This is a genomic window from Flavobacterium magnesitis (assembly GCF_041729735.1).
GTDB lineage: Bacteria > Bacteroidota > Bacteroidia > Flavobacteriales > Flavobacteriaceae > Flavobacterium > Flavobacterium magnesitis.
The window spans coordinates 1-16,582 of record NZ_JBCFQK010000028.1 but is presented as its reverse complement, the minus strand read 5'-3'; the positions used below and the strand labels follow the sequence as shown (position 1 = coordinate 16,582).

15 protein-coding genes and 1 other RNA gene are annotated in these 16,582 nt (G+C 32.7%); 10 read left to right on the top strand and 6 right to left on the bottom strand.

Annotated elements, in window-relative coordinates; all coding sequences use genetic code 11:
* The first annotated feature begins 197 nt into the window (after positions 1–197).
* From AAGV33_RS14825 to AAGV33_RS14805, 5 genes are all read left to right on the top strand, one after another.
* Entirely contained in the window at positions 198–1,214 is a 1,017-nt protein-coding gene (locus AAGV33_RS14825; protein WP_373393015.1) for a M28 family metallopeptidase, read from the top strand.
* A gap of 263 nt (positions 1,215–1,477) precedes the next feature.
* On the top strand, positions 1,478–2,125 hold the full coding sequence (locus tag AAGV33_RS14820) for an HAD family hydrolase (protein ID WP_373393013.1): 648 nt from the start codon (positions 1,478–1,480) through the stop codon (positions 2,123–2,125).
* 11 nt (positions 2,126–2,136) lie between these two features.
* Entirely contained in the window at positions 2,137–2,772 is a 636-nt protein-coding gene (locus tag AAGV33_RS14815; RefSeq protein ID WP_373393012.1) for an HAD family hydrolase, read from the top strand.
* Positions 2,773–2,779: 7 nt separating this feature from the next.
* Positions 2,780–3,331, top strand: coding sequence for a DUF1697 domain-containing protein (locus tag AAGV33_RS14810; RefSeq protein ID WP_373393010.1), 552 nt, complete (start codon positions 2,780–2,782; stop codon positions 3,329–3,331).
* Positions 3,332–3,537: 206 nt separating this feature from the next.
* Positions 3,538–4,236 carry a Crp/Fnr family transcriptional regulator gene (locus AAGV33_RS14805; RefSeq protein WP_373393008.1) on the top strand — a complete coding sequence of 233 codons (699 nt, stop codon included), beginning with the start codon at positions 3,538–3,540 and terminating at the stop codon, positions 4,234–4,236.
* A 150-nt stretch (positions 4,237–4,386) separates the two neighbouring features.
* Here AAGV33_RS14805 and AAGV33_RS14800 read toward each other — a convergent pair whose 3' ends face one another.
* Both AAGV33_RS14800 and AAGV33_RS14795 read right to left on the bottom strand, forming a co-directional pair.
* Entirely contained in the window at positions 4,387–5,436 is a 1,050-nt protein-coding gene (locus AAGV33_RS14800; RefSeq protein ID WP_373393007.1) for an AMP-binding protein, read from the bottom strand.
* Between the two features lie 4 nt (positions 5,437–5,440).
* A complete protein-coding gene (locus AAGV33_RS14795; RefSeq protein ID WP_373393006.1) occupies positions 5,441–6,364 on the bottom strand; it encodes a CPBP family intramembrane glutamic endopeptidase in 924 nt (307 codons plus the stop codon).
* A 97-nt stretch (positions 6,365–6,461) separates the two neighbouring features.
* Between AAGV33_RS14795 and arsC the strand changes: the two genes are divergently transcribed.
* From arsC to fumC, 3 genes are all read left to right on the top strand, one after another.
* Entirely contained in the window at positions 6,462–6,812 is a 351-nt protein-coding gene (arsC, locus tag AAGV33_RS14790; RefSeq protein ID WP_373393004.1) for an arsenate reductase (glutaredoxin), read from the top strand.
* 82 nt (positions 6,813–6,894) lie between these two features.
* The gene (locus AAGV33_RS14785) at positions 6,895–9,396 is read left to right on the top strand and encodes a TonB-dependent receptor (protein ID WP_373393003.1); all 2,502 of its coding nucleotides are present in this window, start codon (positions 6,895–6,897) and stop codon (positions 9,394–9,396) included.
* Between the two features lie 473 nt (positions 9,397–9,869).
* Positions 9,870–11,255 carry a class II fumarate hydratase gene (gene fumC, locus AAGV33_RS14780; protein ID WP_373393002.1) on the top strand — a complete coding sequence of 462 codons (1,386 nt, stop codon included), beginning with the start codon at positions 9,870–9,872 and terminating at the stop codon, positions 11,253–11,255.
* Between the two features lie 144 nt (positions 11,256–11,399).
* Here fumC and AAGV33_RS14775 read toward each other — a convergent pair whose 3' ends face one another.
* Positions 11,400–12,602 carry an NAD(P)-dependent oxidoreductase gene (locus tag AAGV33_RS14775; protein ID WP_373393001.1) on the bottom strand — a complete coding sequence of 401 codons (1,203 nt, stop codon included), beginning with the start codon at positions 12,600–12,602 and terminating at the stop codon, positions 11,400–11,402.
* A gap of 214 nt (positions 12,603–12,816) precedes the next feature.
* Between AAGV33_RS14775 and AAGV33_RS14770 the strand changes: the two genes are divergently transcribed.
* On the top strand, positions 12,817–14,028 hold the full coding sequence (locus AAGV33_RS14770; RefSeq protein ID WP_373392999.1) for a serine hydrolase domain-containing protein: 1,212 nt from the start codon (positions 12,817–12,819) through the stop codon (positions 14,026–14,028).
* 83 nt (positions 14,029–14,111) lie between these two features.
* Positions 14,112–14,509: a transfer-messenger RNA gene (gene ssrA / locus AAGV33_RS14765) on the top strand.
* Positions 14,510–14,678: 169 nt separating this feature from the next.
* Here the strand turns inward: ssrA and AAGV33_RS14760 are convergent.
* The 3 genes from AAGV33_RS14760 to AAGV33_RS14750 all read right to left on the bottom strand — a co-directional run bounded on the left by AAGV33_RS14760 (position 14,679) and on the right by AAGV33_RS14750 (position 16,562).
* Positions 14,679–15,206 carry a hypothetical protein gene (locus AAGV33_RS14760; RefSeq protein WP_373392997.1) on the bottom strand — a complete coding sequence of 176 codons (528 nt, stop codon included), beginning with the start codon at positions 15,204–15,206 and terminating at the stop codon, positions 14,679–14,681.
* Positions 15,207–15,620: 414 nt separating this feature from the next.
* Positions 15,621–16,040 (bottom strand): hypothetical protein, encoded by a 420-nt coding sequence (locus AAGV33_RS14755; RefSeq protein ID WP_373392996.1) that lies wholly within the window; start codon positions 16,038–16,040, stop codon positions 15,621–15,623.
* Between the two features lie 12 nt (positions 16,041–16,052).
* The gene (locus tag AAGV33_RS14750) at positions 16,053–16,562 is read right to left on the bottom strand and encodes a hypothetical protein (protein ID WP_373392995.1); all 510 of its coding nucleotides are present in this window, start codon (positions 16,560–16,562) and stop codon (positions 16,053–16,055) included.
* Positions 16,563–16,582 lie beyond the last annotated feature (20 nt).

Here is a 16,582-nt window from a genome sequence, read left to right as displayed (position 1 = left end):
GTTTACAAAATTACGCATATTTTATTGCCTATCAAAACCTTAGTCGAAGAGTTAAAACACCAATAAAAGAAGAGAATTACACCTTTTTTCGATAATAAAAAAGAAGTTTTCTTAATCAACAACTTATCCGCTTCATTTTAAATTAATTTTTCAGATATTTGTGAATAAGCTCTTTTTTAATTGTTAGCATTTATAAAATGAAAAAAATAATTTTCTTCCTTGCCTTTAGTTGTTTGGCTTCATGCCAAGGAACCAAAGAAATTACCACCAAAAGCGAATTCAAACCTGTAAAATACAGCAATACCATTACTGCTGACGAATTAAAAACACATCTTTACATTGTAGCCAGCGATTCGATGCAAGGCCGTGAAACAGGTTCTATTGGTCAAAAAAAAGCGGGTAAGTACCTCATTAGTCAATATCAAAAAGACAACATCTCTTTTCCACAAGGAGCTCAGGATTATTACCAACACGTTCCAGAAGCTTTTTTGAATGCCAAACGCAATGAAAAATTACCTGATTCCGAAAATATTTGGGCTTACATTGAAGGAACTGAAAAACCAGATGAAATTATTGTAATCTCGGCACACTACGATCATATAGGTACTAAAAATGAGGCTATTTTTAATGGAGCAGATGATGATGGTTCTGGAACTGTAGCTTTGCTCGAAATAGCTCAGGCTTTTCAATTAGCAAAAAAAGAAGGTCACGGACCAAAACGTTCTATTTTATTTCTCCACGTTACTGCCGAAGAACATGGTTTACACGGTTCACGCTATTATACCGAAAACCCATTGTTTCCTTTAAAAAATACGGTTGCCAATATTAATATCGACATGATAGGACGCCGAGACGAAATTCATCCCAACACAAAAAATTACGTTTATTTAATTGGAGCAGATAGACTTTCGACTGAATTACATCAAATTTGTACAGCGGTAAACGAAAAATACGTTCACTTGGATTTGGATTTCAGATTTAATGCGTTAAATGATCCTAACAATTTCTATTATCGTTCCGACCATTATAACTTTGCAAAAAACGGAATTCCATCAGTATTTATTTTCAATGGTGTACACGCCGATTATCACAGAAAAACAGATACGCCTGATAAAATTGAGTACGATGCTTTGACTAAAAGAACCCAATTGACTTTTAATATTGCCTGGGAATTAGCCAATAGAGAAAACCGAATTGTGGTGGATAAAAAATAATTGTTATTACAATTTTGTTACGCAAAGATTCACAAAGAAGGCGCAAAGTTTCGCTAAGTTTTTTTTAAATTTAAATTAGCCCACAGATTATACCGATAATACTGATAAATACTGATTTTTCAATATTACCTCTTTGAGTTTCTATGTGTTTGCTTTGTGAATCTTAGCGAAAGTTTAAAAAATTTAATCTACTTTCTAAATTCTGCCTTCTATTTTCTGTTTTCTATCTTTGCATAATTACACTCCAATACAAATAATAAAAAATGAAATTTAAAGCAGTACTGTTCGACTTAGACGGAACCCTCGTAAACTCACTTATAGACATCGCCGATTCAATCAATAAAGTACTTCAAGAACGTAACTTCCCAACTCATAGCTATGAAGTTATTAATGATTTTATTGGTAGCGGACTTCGAAATTTAGTTACCAAAGCACTTCCTGAAACCCATAAAGACGAATCCACTATCGAAAGTACTTTTCAGGCCATGATGGTAAATTACCGCGAGAATTGTACCAACAAAACCATAGCTTACGACGGAATTATAGCGCTTTTAGATGAATTAAAATCTCGAAATATCAAACTAGCTATTTTATCCAATAAAGCCGATGAATTGACTAGGAAAATTGGACTTACCTTATTTCCAGATTATTTTGAAATTGTAATGGGTTTAAAAAGTGAAGCTACCAAAAAACCAAATCCATCAGCAGCCATTGAAATCAGCAACACTTTAGGTTTTTCTGTTGAAGAATTCCTTTATGTTGGCGATTCTGGAATTGATATGCAAACGGCAAAAAACGCCAATATGCATGCTGTAGGTGTACTTTGGGGTTACAGACCCGAAGAAGAATTATTAGCCGAAGGCGCTCAATCAATTATCAATCACCCATTAGAATTATTGGAACTTTTATAATTGAAAAAACTATGAAATACAAATGTATCATTTTTGATTGTGATGGCGTACTGGTAGATAGCGAAGAAATTTCGATTGGAACCTTAGTCAGCATGGCAAAATCACATGGAGCAATCATCGATGAAAATTATGCCCATCAATTATTTTTAGGAAAATCACTCGGATTTTGCTTTGACTACATTGCTGATTTGGCTAACAAAAAATTGCCTGATACTTTCGAGGAAGAATTCAGAATTTGCACATTTGAAGCTTTTCGAAAAAATTTAAAACCCGTAAAAGGAATTCATGAGTTATTAGCTAAAATTAATGTTCCAATAGCAGTTGCTTCCAATGGTCCTGCCGATAAAATAAGACTTAACCTGACCACTACTAACTTGATTGATCAATTTGAAGGAGCTATTTTTAGCGCTTACGATATCAACAGCTGGAAACCCAATCCCGAATTGTATCTTCACGCAGCCAAAACCTTGGGATTTGATGTCCAGGATTGTGTTGTTATCGAAGACAGTCCTGCTGGCGTTCAGGCGGCTTTAACGGGAGGTTTTGATGTTTTTGGCTTTACAAATCATGCTAATTTTGATGCTTTACAACAAATGAATATTCCGCTATTTGATGATATGGCACAACTTAATTTACTTTTACAATAATTCAATTATGACTACACATTTGGCTTTACTTCGCGGTATCAACGTTTCGGGACATAACATGATAAAAATGGATGCCTTGCAAAAAATGCTGGAAAACATTGGGTTTACCAACGTAAAAACATATATCCAAACCGGAAATGTATTTGTAACTACCGAAGAAGAAAATCCAGCCGCAGTAGGATTTAAAATCAAGCAGGAAATTTTCAAAACCTTTGGGCATGATGTTCCTGTTGTGGTAATTAATAAAGAAGATTTAACTTCCTGTTTGAGCAACAATCTCTTTTTAAAAGAAAAAGAAGTGGATACTAAAAAACTGTACGTCGCTTTTACTTCGATGGAATTGCACAAAGACCGTATTCACGACCTAAAAATGAGTGCCGTAAAACCTGATGAAGTCCATATTGATAAAAACAGAATCTACATTAAATATGCTGTTTCTGCTGGAAAAACCAGATTAGACCAAAAATACATCGAAAAAAGACTGAATCTTATTGCTACTATTCGGAACTGGAATACTGTAAATCAGTTGTTAAAAATGTATGAAGAATTCGAACAATAATAATCTGAAATAATAATCTGAAATAACAATCTGATTGATTTTTAATCTAAAAAATAAGATTCTCGTAAAAAGAAAGAAGCTTATTTCTAAATCCATAAAAACACTTATTTCTAAGTAATTTTAATTAAAAATACGTATTAATACTTATTTTTAACTTACATTTGCTCTATTCAAAACCTGAGTTCAACTCATCAAACAAAGAACAAATGAGAGGAATCACTACTGATTGTGCTAACTGCATCAACACGAATTGTTTTATAAAAAAACATTTGCATCTGGAAAAGATGCAGGATTTTGTTTTGGAAAAAACCAATTATACTTGCAAGAAAGGACAACAATTCATGATTGAAGGCGCTCCTATTCAAGGATTGTATTTTATTTTCAAAGGAAAAGTAAAGGTTTTGAAAACAGGTATTTATGGCAGAGAACAAATTGTTCGCCTAACAACTGATGGAGATACTTTGGGTTTCAGGGGTTTTGGAACGAGCAATCGCTATTTGATTGCTGCTTCGGCTCTTGAGGACACTATTTTGTGCAATTTTAGTAATGATATCATGCACGCCATTCTGAAATCAATTCCTGAATTCACGTATGACATGATGCTTTTTTATGCCGAAGAATTAAATAAAAGCGAAAACAGGGTCAAAAAAATTGCCCAAATGAATGTACGCGAAAGAGTGATTGACATCTTATTGTATTTGCTTAAAAAATTCGGTCACACTAATAATCTACTGAACATCAATCTTTCCCGAAAAGAAATCGCTGATTTTGCTGGAACTACTGATGAGCAAGTCACACGAATTCTTTCAAGTTTAAAAAAAGAAGGCGTTATCAAAATAGTCAATAAAAAAATAGGTTTGCTTGAAGTGGATAAATTAAAAGCCGAAATTATTGAGCACAAATAAACCACTATTGTACAGTTAATATTTACCGCAAATTCGCAAATTATTTGAATAACTAATATTTTAAAATTTGCGGTGTGAACATTTTTTAGAAGCTAAAGAGAAATGCACTGAAAGTATATAGTTTTAATTCTATTTGAGACCAACTGAATATTATTCTAAAGTCTTCAAAATCGCTTTTCTTTTTACTTTTCCACTATCTGTCGTTTCAAATTCTGGAATAAAAAATACTGCTTTTGGTTTTTCGAATTTATCCAAAACAGCAAAAATAGCTTCGTCTAGATCTTGATTTTTTCCTTCGATTACTAAAACTAATTTTTCTCCTAAAACAGCATCTGGAATTCCGCCCACAAAAAAACGAGCAAGAATTGCATCGGCTAATTTTTCTTCTATTTTTTCAGGAATTAATTTCACACCGCCACTATTCACCACATTGTCAATTCGCCCTAAAAGCACAAATTGGTGATCATTAATTATTTCAACCAAATCATTTGTAATCAATCGTTCTTCGCTCACTTGTGGTGCATCAATAACCAAACAATTATTTTCATTTTGAGAAATTTGAACATTTGGTAAAATAGAAAAAACTTGTTCGCCTATTTTTTTGGCAGCAATATGCGTAATGGTTTCGGTCATTCCATAAGTTTCATAAACTTCTGTATTTATGTTTATGAGCTTTTTTGCTAAAGATTCATTCAATTTTGCTCCGCCAATAATGAGTTTTTTTACCTTATACAATTCGTTCAATGAATTTTCAACTTGCAAAGGCACCATCGCTACAAAATCATATTTTTTGTTCAAATGAGCCAATGGTTCTGAATTTGGTAAAACAAAATCAATCGCTAAACCTAAAATAAAACTTCTTACCAGCATCATTTTTCCTGCAATAAATTCAACAGGCAAACAACACAAAGCAGTATCACCAGATTTCAATCCGAAAAAATCTCCTGTTGCTAAAGCTGAGTTCACTAAAGCTTGTTTGTTTTTTCGAATGATTTTAGGAGTTCCCGTAGTTCCTGAAGTTTTTAAATCGACATACGGTCTTTCATCAAACCAATCGAGTAAAAAATCACCTATGGCTTTTTCTTGTTCATCCCCTTCTTTGATTAAATAATAGGCTGCCACACGCATTCCTCTGCTATCAAAATGAACACCATTGAATTTAAAAAAATTGTGGATGTTTTTATAAGTAACTCTCTTCATGAGCTTAATTGTTTGAACTGATTTTTCCAGTTAATTTTTCTTTCCAATGCGTCCATTGGTATTTTCTACTAAAAATAAATAAAATTATAGGATAAACCAGTACTACTGGCAAAATAACGTCTAATCCCGCTTGTGGTTCTGAAATGTCTTTGAAAATAGAATGCGTTTGAAAAGCAGACCAATCCGAAGTGATTAATAAAGCTCCAATGAGATTATTGGCGGCATGAAAACCCAAAGCCAATTCGATTCCTTCATCCATCAAAGTAATAATTCCTAAAAACAATCCCGTCCCGATATAATAGACAAAAATGATGTTTCCTATTTTTGATACTTCGGGATTAAAAAGGTGCATTCCTCCAAAAATTATGGAAGTCATTAGCAAAGGAAACCATTTATTTTGTGCCAAATTTCCAAAACCTTGCATCAAATAACTTCTAAAAACATATTCTTCAGTACTGGTTTGGATAGGAACTAAAACCACAGCAATAACAAATAAAATAGCAAAAGGAATGGGTTTAAATTGAAAAATATACAAGTCTGGATTAAAATAATAAAAGACCAAAGTAGACACAATCGAAAATACAGCCCAAAGTCCAAATGAAAATAAAATTCTACCCCAATCGACTTTTTTTCTGGAAGTAGTTACTGAAAGCATCGTTTGTTGATGCAAATATTTCACGACCAAATAAATTCCGATAAAAGCAAAAACAAACGAAATGAGAATCAAAAAAAGAGTCAAATTAGGTTCAAAAAAGTGCATGATTTCATCATTAGTAGCGGGGTAAGTTGCTCCTTTTAGAATTGTTTTACTAATAACCGCTATTACTAATGGAATTTGTCCTAAAAAAGAAGCTAAAATAATAAGGCTAGAGCCCAAAATATATTTCCAAAATTTATTTTCTAAACGAATGCCTTGTTCTATAAACATCTCTTTTATGAATTAAAGTAGTTCTATTCAACTTTCAAAAGCTATTTTTGTCTCTTCGAAAATACCCTTTTTATTTTAAACTATAAAAATAATACTCATGATTGAAGTATATCATAATCCACGTTGTGGAAAATCAAGAAATTGTCTGGCTTTTTTAGAAAACACAAATCAAGAATACAAAGTCATCAAATATTTAGAAGAAGTTCCTAGTGCAGAAGAACTTAGAGCTATATTAGAAAAACTAAACATCAAACCCATTGCATTAGTTCGTCAAAAAGAAAAGATTTGGACAGAACAATTTAAAGATAAAAATCTAACGGACGAAGCGGTAATTGAGGCAATGATTCAAAATCCAATTTTAATAGAAAGACCTATCATTATCAAAGGAAACAAAGCAATTATAGCAAGGGAAATGGATAAGATTGAAGCCTTTTTTGAAGCGAAATAAGCTTTTTAACATTAATTTAATATATCGCTGTTAAACCTAATTGCGTTTTTCTATTCCTAACACAAACATAAAATTTTAAAAAATGCGACAACCATTAAGATTCATTTTAAGTCTCACCTTACTTTTTAGCTGCCTGAGTAGTTTTGCCAAAATAGGCGATCCTGTAATTGATCCAGCCAAAGAAAAAGTAAAAATTTCTGGGACTGTAATTGAAAAAACAACAAAACAACCCTTAGAATATGCAACTGTAACTATCATAGATGCTACTAATCCAAAAATAATTGCAGGTGGAATTACCAATCCTAAAGGTGGTTTTTCTATAGAAGTCGCACCTGGAATTTACAATATCAAAATCGAATTTATTTCTTTTAAATCTATAGAATACAATCAACGCAAGCTTGATAAAAACACTAATTTAGGAACAATTGAACTAGTTGAAGATGCAGCACAATTAGATGAAGTAGTTATACGTTCAGAAAGATCAACTGTTGAAATTAAGTTAGACAAAAAAGTATACAACGTAGGTCAGGACATGATTGTAAAAGGTGGAACAGTAAGTGATGTTTTAGAAAATGTACCTTCTGTTTCTGTGGATGTGGAAGGAAATGTAAGTTTGCGTGGAAACGAAAACGTACGTATTTTTATAGACGGACGTCCATCTAACGCGCTAAATATGGCTGAGGCTTTACGCCAAATTCCAGCTGATGCAATTGACAAAGTAGAAGTTATCACCAATCCATCGGCACGTTATGATGCCGAAGGTGGTGCAGGTATCCTGAATATAGTTTTGAAAAAAGGAAAAAACTTAGGTTTCAACGGAAGTTTTATAACTTCAATTGGAGTTCCTGAAACTTATGGTGCAAGTGCTAATTTGAACTTCAAGACTGAAAAATTAAATTTTTTCACTTCTACTGGATACGATTACAGAACAAGTGAAGGTAGAGGTTTGACAAACAGTATCAACGGTACCAACTTAAATACAGACTCAGGAATCATTACAGGTTATAACGATGAAGTTAGAGATACTGAACGTCTAAGAAAAGGAATTTCAACAAAAACAGGTTTTGAATGGACTGTAGCGCCTAACACTTTTTGGACTAACTCTATTAGCTACAGAGACAATAGCGGAACCAACAACGATTTAGTAAACTACAATTCATTCGATCAAGATAGAAATTTTACTTCTACACGCTACCGTTTAAGTAGAGGAAATGACAGTGGAAAAGACATTGAATATGCTTCTAATTTCTTGAAAAATTTCAATGATGAAGGTCATAAATTTACCGCTGATTTCTCTTACGCAACAAGTAAAGACAATGATGACGCCATTATTACTGATGAAATTGTTGGAAGTAATAATCCTAGATTTGATGAAACATTCAATAATCAAGATCAAAAACAATTGCAAATACAGGCTGACTATGTTTTACCATTCGAAAACGGAAGTCAGTTTGAAGCAGGTTATAAAGGAAACTTTAATGATTTAGATAGTGAATACAGTGTAACAACAGACAACAGCGGAAACGCTATTGGTGATTTTCTTTCTAATACTTTAGAATACAAAGAACAAATCAATGCTATCTATACGCAATATGGTTTTAAAGTAAATAAATTCTCGTACTTATTTGGTTTGCGTTGGGAAGACACAAAAATTAATGTCAACTTATTAGACACACAAGATTTCAACACTAAGAAATACAATAATTTCTTTCCAAGTGCTTTTATCAATTATGAGATTTCAGACGAAAGTAGCCTTTCTTTAAGCTACAGTAAACGTTTGTCCCGACCAAGAGGACGTTTCTTAAATCCAGCTACTAATTATTCTAGTAACATTAATTTATTTAGAGGTAATCCAGACTTAGATCCTTCCTTTACAGATAAATTTGATTTAGGATATTTAAAGCGTTGGGAAAAAGTAACTTTTAGTACTTCGATGTATTTTGAAAACACCGAAAATGTATTTGCATTTGTTCGTACCGAAACAGGAGAATTTGTGGGTGACAATCCCGTAATTTTAAGTAGCCCTGTAAATTTAGCCAAAGAACAACAATTTGGTTTCGAGTTTACATTAAACTACAGCCCACTAAAAATATGGAAAATCAATAGTAGTTTCAACCTTTTCAATTCTAAAACTACAGGAGAAAATACCTATGAAGACATCAATGGAAATGAAATTACTCAAAAACTAGACAACGAAGCTTTTTCTTGGTTTACCAGAGTGAGTTCTCGTTTAACACTTCCTGCTAAAGTAGACTGGCAATTATCTGGAATGTATTTTGGACCAAGAAATACGGCTCAAGGTAGAAATCTGGGTAATTACGTTATTAACATGGCTTTCAGTAAAGATATTTTAAAAGACAAAGCTACAGTTGCATTGAATGTAAGTGATCTTTTTAATTCTAGAAAAATGATTTCAGAAACTAATTTAGAAAGCGTTACATCTTACAGCGAATTTCAGTGGAGAAGAAGACAAATTAACTTGTCTTTTACTTACCGATTAAACATGAAGAAAACAGATAAAGAAAAGAATCCTCCAAGAAATGGTGGCGGTGGCGGTGATGAAGGTGGAGATTTCCCTGGATAATATATAGCAAATTCCAAATTCCAACTTTTACACTTGGAATTTGGATTTTTTTTTATTGTAATTTAAATTTTTTAGCATAAAAAAAGGATTCATTTTCATGAATCCTTTTTTATCAACAATCTCAATTTATAGAGATTCTTGTTTTTTTGCTCTCTTTTCTTTGAATCTTTCCCAAGCAGCACCTCCTACCCAATAGGATACGAAGCTTACTAGAAAAAACATTAACCAAAATCCCATTGTAAGGATGGTTAAGAAAAGTAAAAAGCCTAAATACTGTGAAAATTCAAACATGTTTTCCGGAATTTTGAATGTAGCCACAAATGTAGCAGTTAATTTTTTTCTTAGCAATAAAAACAACACTCAATTTTCATAAAAATACATTTATACGTACATTTAAGCTTCATTTTGTTTATTTCAGAAACGAATTGCTATTTCTGATAAAATAAAAATCATAAACTCTTATAAGAACAACTATGAAATACCGAATTGAAAAAGACACTATGGGCGAAGTTCAAGTCCCAGCCGATAAATACTGGGGCGCTCAAACAGAACGTTCCAGAAACAATTTTAAAATAGGACCATCGGCTTCAATGCCAAAAGAAATCATTGCTGGTTTTGCTTATCTTAAAAAAGCAGCTGCTTACGCCAATTGTGATTTGGGTGTTTTGTCAATTGAAAAAAGAGACGCCATTGCCGCAGTTTGCGATGAAATCCTTGCTGGAAAATTAGACGACCAATTTCCATTGGTTATTTGGCAAACCGGTTCAGGAACGCAAAGCAACATGAACCTGAATGAAGTGATTGCCAATAGAGCTCAAGCTTTACAGGGATTTGAAATTGGTCAAGAAGAACAGTTAATCAAAGCCAATGATGATGTCAATAAATCACAGTCGTCTAATGACACCTTCCCTACTGCGATGCACATTGCTGCTTATAAAGCTATCATTGATATCACAATACCTGGAGTTGAAAAATTAAAAGATACATTAGATGCTAAAGCAAAAGAATTTGTAACTGTGGTAAAAATTGGTCGTACGCATTTAATGGACGCTACTCCGCTGACTTTAGGACAAGAACTTTCAGGTTATGTAGCCCAATTAAATTATGGCATCAAAGCACTAAAAAACACCTTAGCTCACTTGTCTGAAATCGCTTTAGGCGGAACTGCCGTAGGAACGGGATTAAATACACCCAAAGGTTATGACGTAAAAGTGGCGGAATACATTGCCGAATTTACAGGGCTTCCATTTGTAACCGCCAAAAATAAATTTGAAGCCTTAGCCGCTCATGATGCTATTGTAGAATCGCATGGAGCATTGAAACAACTGGCGGTTTCTTTGAATAAAATTGCGAATGATATTCGAATGCTGGCTTCGGGACCACGTTCGGGAATTGGAGAAATTCTGATTCCAGAAAACGAACCAGGCTCATCCATTATGCCAGGAAAAGTAAATCCTACCCAATGCGAAGCCTTAACTATGGTTTGTGCTCAAATTATGGGAAATGATGTTGCCATTAGCGTGGGCGGAATGCAAGGTCATTATGAATTGAATGTTTTTAAACCTTTAATGGCTGCCAATTTTCTTCAATCGGCTCGATTGCTTGGCGATGCTTGCGTTTCGTTTGACGAACATTGTGCTCAAGGCATTGCACCGAATTACAAACGAATCAAAGAATTGGTCGATAATTCATTAATGTTGGTGACGGCTTTAAACACAAAAATAGGTTATTACAAAGCTGCTGAAATAGCGCAAACTGCTCATAAAAACGGAACGACTCTAAAAGAAGAAGCGGTTCGTTTGGGTTATGTAAGTGTAGAAGATTTTGATAATTGGGTAAAACCAGAGGACATGGTGTGATTTTTAACCGCAAAGTTCGCAAGGTTTTGATAATAATTATGTTGATAAAACGCAAAGTTCACAAAGCTTTGCGAACTTTACGTTTTTTTTTAGAATTTACTTAATACTATATCTTAGTGCACTTTGCGGTTAAAATTTTTAAAGTTATTCAGAATCTACAAAATCTTGCAAATAACTAAATCTAGGTGTTAATTTTCCGTTTTCAGTAATTTTTGCGCGAGCTAAAATACCATTTTTATCACCATTAAAAAAGGCTGGGATTACTTTTTCGAGAAACATTTCTCCAAAACCTTCACTGGCATCTTTAGGTAAGGCACAAGGCAAATTATCTACTGCCATTACTACAATTGCTGCGGGATGAAAAACATCAACTTCCTTATTTTCTATGGGTAAATATCCATAAAAAGGTTCTTCAATAGTAGAAGAACGCAATGTACTGGCTATTGGTCCATTGATATCACAAGAAATATCTCCCACCACTTTTATTTTACAATCTTTGGATTGTAACATTTCTCTGGTCAGAATTTGAGGTGCTTCATTGGCATAAAAATGTCCTGTAATGGCCACATCAGAAACTTTAGTAAACCGCTCAAAATTACTTTCATATTCTTGAGGATTCTGGAAAAAATCAGCTATTTCTAAAACCGTTCCGTCTTTTCTTTTATTGTATTCTAAAACATCTATTTGGGTATAAACTGGCTGCGTATAATTCTTAGTCAAATAATGCTCCACCGAAACCAATTTCACTTTTATGGCATCCAAAATTTCTTTTACACCATTGCCTACTTTTCCTTTTCCAGTAACTACAAACTTGATGGGAGGCAAAACAATTCTTTTTAAATGACGAATTAAATCTTCTTTACCTTCAAGTGTTTCGACTTTAGGTAATTTATACAATTCAAATTTGATTCCGAAAGCACGGATACTATTGTAAGCACCAACCATTCCTGCGTAACGACCAAAACCAATTAAACGATTATTATTGGCATCAACAAGCGTTTCGTGATCATAAAGATCAATATTTTTATCCAATAAAGCTTGTAATAAAGTTCTATTATAGGCTTGTTTTTTTATTGTATGTGAAAAAAAGAAATAGGTTTTATTAGGGATTAAATTTTCAACAGGAACTTCTTTTACACCTAGCAGCACATCACAATCACTAATATCTGTTACCACTTCTACTCCTGCATTTTGGTATTCTGAATCGATAAATACTCTAATGGGCGAACTTTCTACCTTAATAGTAAGTTCAGGATAAAGTGCTTTTAATTTTATTATTTCATTAGGAGAAAAAACCACTCTTCGATCGGCTGGGATTTTTCTTTCTTGTATTATTCCAAATTTCATATTGTGTATGGTGTTATTCTTTAAATTCTAAAACTTAAGTGATTATAAAAATGAGTTTTATTGAGTAAAAAACTCTTGAAAATCATTAGAAGCTGAAAGCCAAAAACATAGAAAAAAGTCAATTAAAAACTTTCAAAAAATTCTGTTAACGTTTAAAAAAACATCGACCAAAAACATTTGATTCTATATATTTGCCTATATAGCCCTATAAGTAATGATTTTCATAAAAAAGACAAATATACTACAATTACTCCTGCTTCTTTTAGTTTTGAGTTCTTGTAACCAAAAGAATAAAAAAGGAATCCTTTCTGATGCAGATTTACCAAAAGATACCATGCCACACATGGAACCACCTTCAAGTAAACTGACTAAACTAACCGCTCAATATATCAATTCTAAAAAGAGTTCTATTGAACATTTTTACAATAAAACCTGGCCGAACAACAGTATGAACGGTAGTTTTCTTGTGGCTAAAAATGGTCAGATCATCTTTGAAAAATATGAAGGGATGGCTAATTTTAGAGACAAAAGACCTATTACGGCTACTACTCCGCTCCACTTGGCATCTGTAAGTAAAATTTTGACCGCATCGGCAGTTTTAAAATTGATTGATGCTAAAAAAATTGGTTTAGACCAAAAAGTAAATACCATTATTACTAATTTTCCATTTCCAGATGTAACGGTAAAAACACTTTTAAATCATAGAAGCGGAATGCGTAATTACGCCTATTTTACAGATAAAAAAGATGGCGTTTGGGACAGACATGATATTTTAACAAATAAGGATATTGTTCATTTGATGGCAACAAAAGACATCGGATTAGAAGCGAGAACCAATACTCGTTTTGCTTATTGCAATACCAATTATGCCGTTTTGGCACTTATTATAGAAAAAGCGACAGGAATGAGTTATGAAAAAGCAATGGATCGTATGATTTTTAAACCATTGGGAATGAATCATACCTTTGTTTTTAATTATGACAGAGATAAGGATTCAATAGTTCCTTCTTACAAAGGCAATAAAGTTGAAATAGGAAAAGATTATCTCGATGCTGTTTATGGAGATAAAAACATCTATTCTACTCCAAGAGACTTATTAAAATTTGATTTGGCTCGAAATACACCTGGATTTTTAAGCCCAAAATTACTTAAACTCGTTTATACTCCTTTTAGTAACGAACATAAAGGTCAAAAAAACTACGGATTAGGAATAAGAATGATCAATTGGGAAACAGGACAAAATTTCTATTTCCATAACGGATGGTGGCATGGAAATACGTCATCTTATGTAACTTTATTAAAAGAAAATGTAACCATCATTGCCTTATCAAATAAGTTTACTACAAAGACTTATCAGGTTCGAAAATTAGCTCCGTTATTTGGAGATTATCCATTCAAATTAGGCAAAGATGATAAAGAGGAATAATTTTTGCAATTGATATAAGGCTTGGGGCTAATTATTAAGTTAAAAATTGTACTTTTGCACACTCAAATTAATTTTTGAAAACTGGGGTCGACTGGTTTTGACAGCAAGTCGAATTGAACAGTAAGCACGTCGAGCATTGAGACCTTGCTCGTAAATATAAGATCTTACACTTTTACACGGCGAAAATAACTACGCTTTAGCTGCATAATCCGAATTATAGTAAGATTAAGCCACGTCCCTATCAGATAGGGAAGCTGGATTCTCCTTGAAAGCCTTGGTTTGTGGCGTTCAGTTTAGGGGAACCGTAAAAATAAACCTAGATTTCCATGAGCTTCGGGTGGTTTTCGAAAATTAAGAAGATAAGTAGTTTGTGGCTGTTTCTGGCCTCGCAAACTATCGAAAATCTAATCAGGAAATAAACGTGTAGAAAGCTCTTTAATTGCTTGTTTGGACCCGGGTTCGATTCCCGGCGATTCCACAAAAAGCCTTGTAATCAATTGAATTACAAGGCTTTTTATTTTTCGTTGCCGTTTTCGTTGCCGTTTTGTAAATGTTGATAAGTTTTTTAACTCTAAATAAATCTTCTAAAAAACAACAAACCCGATACATTTCTGCATCGGGTTTTTACTTTACATTTTTATAAGATTTTATTATTTATTTATTCTAACGCCAGAGCTAACATCATAGCTTTTAATTGCTTTATTAATTTCTGTACTCATTTCTGTTTTACCATTATAAATAAAATAACTAATTTGATTGTTTCCATCTACAACAGCCGTAAGTTCGTTTGTTGGTATTACAGCTTGATGTAGAATAAAATCGAATTCATCTTTAAAGTTCACTGTGAATTCTCCAGGGACATAATTATCTCTTAAATCATTTATTCCATTTATTTTAAACTTAAAATATAAAAAATTTCCTCTGGACAATGCGTTTATTTGAGTAGTCGCACCTGCTTTAATGTACGAGATGTCAGCACTCCCTAAATCTTTTTTAGTTGGTTTAGAAATTTCAAATTCAGTAGTTAAGTCTGCAATTTGTGAAAGTTCATTGCCAACAATTTTATACACTTTTTCATTATGTACAAATGTGTTTTCTGCAATTTGAGTTGTTTCTTTACTTCCACAAGCCGAAATAAGTCCCGCAAACAAAATAATTATGATAATTCTTGAATTCATACGAAAAGGTGTTTTTAATGTTATGCTTACTCTAATGTCGGTTTTCAGCTTTCCCGTTGAGGTGTGTTTTTGTGTAACACATAAAAATCAATATATTTAAAAAAAACAGTTTTAAAATGCAATTTTTTTAGGTTATTTGTTGCAATTTTGTTGCAATCTTATATTAGCAATTTATCAGCAAAATCAATGCTTTATATCTAAAAACCCTATCAAATTGTCACAATAAATGTAACAAATTAATAGGGATTTTTGTTACGTTGCGCAAAAAAGGTGTCAGCCATTACAAAACACAGCGCAACCTTATTGCTGACATAACTTTGAAATAGTTTACAGTACCTTTTTGTTTTGCTCAATAAGTTTAATTCATCACTTTAGTAATTGTTTTAAGTTCCAAGAAAAACTACTATATTAGTTTTATTGCCTTTCTTCAAACATTATTAGTTTTGCTTTGGTATTTTTTGTTTGTCTATCAATAATTACCTCAACCACAAAATTTGCTCTAATCATTGCGCCAAATCCATTTTGAGAATCAACGTAAGATGCTACGGTATATGTTGAATCATTTACTTTTATTGGTTCTATAACCCACGGAAAATCTGCTGTAGAAGGACTTTTTAAGTTTTCTTCAACTTCTATCTGTACAGCTACAATAACATCCGCTTTAATATCTGCTTCTATTTCCGTTTTTTCTGCTTCCGAAATGGCTTCTGTATTATCTTCATTTTTTGAAGAATTACATCCCTTAATTATTATGAAAACAAAACTTAACAACATTAATACTAGGTAAATATTACCTGTTTTTATTCCCCGTTGAATGATGTTAGATTTTCCCATTTTATTGATTTATTAGAATGTAAATGTTCTTTTATCAATTTTTGTCGCTGTCTTATTTCCTTTACTGATATAACTATAATATTCATACTTATTTGTGTATGTAATAGTAAAGTAATTGCTTCCTGTGGATGTAATCGTACCAGTCATATCTTGTTTCATATATCCATTGCCTGTGAAATTCATAGCTGTAAAAAGATAATTTCCTGTGTCTGGATTTGTCTTTGGATTATAATTATAACTACCTACGGATACTTTTCCTGATTTATCAATTGAAACTAACAATAAAATTGTGCTACCGTCTATCCCTTTTATATCTCCTTCATCATTATTAAGGTATTCAGGTATATTCTTAAAAGTTCCGTCAAGGTACTCTTCTAAAATGTAAGTGCCTTTGTCACTTTTCATTGAAAAATCACCTTTTACAATAAAAGAATTTGTTGGATTAGGCTTAACATCTAAAAGGTCTTTGCTGAAATAAACAGATTCATCAACTGGAGTATCATCATCTTTTGAACAACTCATTACGCTAAATAGTAGTATAG

Bases quoted from the DNA above. Each gene is read 5' to 3' on its own strand.
- AAGV33_RS14825 (WP_373393015.1), top strand. From the start codon at position 198: ATGAAAAAAATAATTTTCTTCCTTGCCTTTAGTTGTTTGGCTTCATGC.
- AAGV33_RS14820 (WP_373393013.1), top strand. From the start codon at position 1,478: ATGAAATTTAAAGCAGTACTGTTCGACTTAGACGGAACCCTCGTAAAC.
- AAGV33_RS14815 (WP_373393012.1), top strand. From the start codon at position 2,137: ATGAAATACAAATGTATCATTTTTGATTGTGATGGCGTACTGGTAGAT.
- AAGV33_RS14810 (WP_373393010.1), top strand. From the start codon at position 2,780: ATGACTACACATTTGGCTTTACTTCGCGGTATCAACGTTTCGGGACAT.
- AAGV33_RS14805 (WP_373393008.1), top strand. From the start codon at position 3,538: ATGAGAGGAATCACTACTGATTGTGCTAACTGCATCAACACGAATTGT.
- AAGV33_RS14800 (WP_373393007.1), bottom strand. From the start codon at position 5,436: ATGAAGAGAGTTACTTATAAAAACATCCACAATTTTTTTAAATTCAAT.
- AAGV33_RS14795 (WP_373393006.1), bottom strand. From the start codon at position 6,364: ATGTTTATAGAACAAGGCATTCGTTTAGAAAATAAATTTTGGAAATAT.
- arsC (WP_373393004.1), top strand. From the start codon at position 6,462: ATGATTGAAGTATATCATAATCCACGTTGTGGAAAATCAAGAAATTGT.
- AAGV33_RS14785 (WP_373393003.1), top strand. From the start codon at position 6,895: ATGCGACAACCATTAAGATTCATTTTAAGTCTCACCTTACTTTTTAGC.
- fumC (WP_373393002.1), top strand. From the start codon at position 9,870: ATGAAATACCGAATTGAAAAAGACACTATGGGCGAAGTTCAAGTCCCA.
- AAGV33_RS14775 (WP_373393001.1), bottom strand. From the start codon at position 12,602: ATGAAATTTGGAATAATACAAGAAAGAAAAATCCCAGCCGATCGAAGA.
- AAGV33_RS14770 (WP_373392999.1), top strand. From the start codon at position 12,817: ATGATTTTCATAAAAAAGACAAATATACTACAATTACTCCTGCTTCTT.
- AAGV33_RS14760 (WP_373392997.1), bottom strand. From the start codon at position 15,206: ATGAATTCAAGAATTATCATAATTATTTTGTTTGCGGGACTTATTTCG.
- AAGV33_RS14755 (WP_373392996.1), bottom strand. From the start codon at position 16,040: ATGGGAAAATCTAACATCATTCAACGGGGAATAAAAACAGGTAATATT.
- AAGV33_RS14750 (WP_373392995.1), bottom strand. From the start codon at position 16,562: ATGAGTTGTTCAAAAGATGATGATACTCCAGTTGATGAATCTGTTTAT.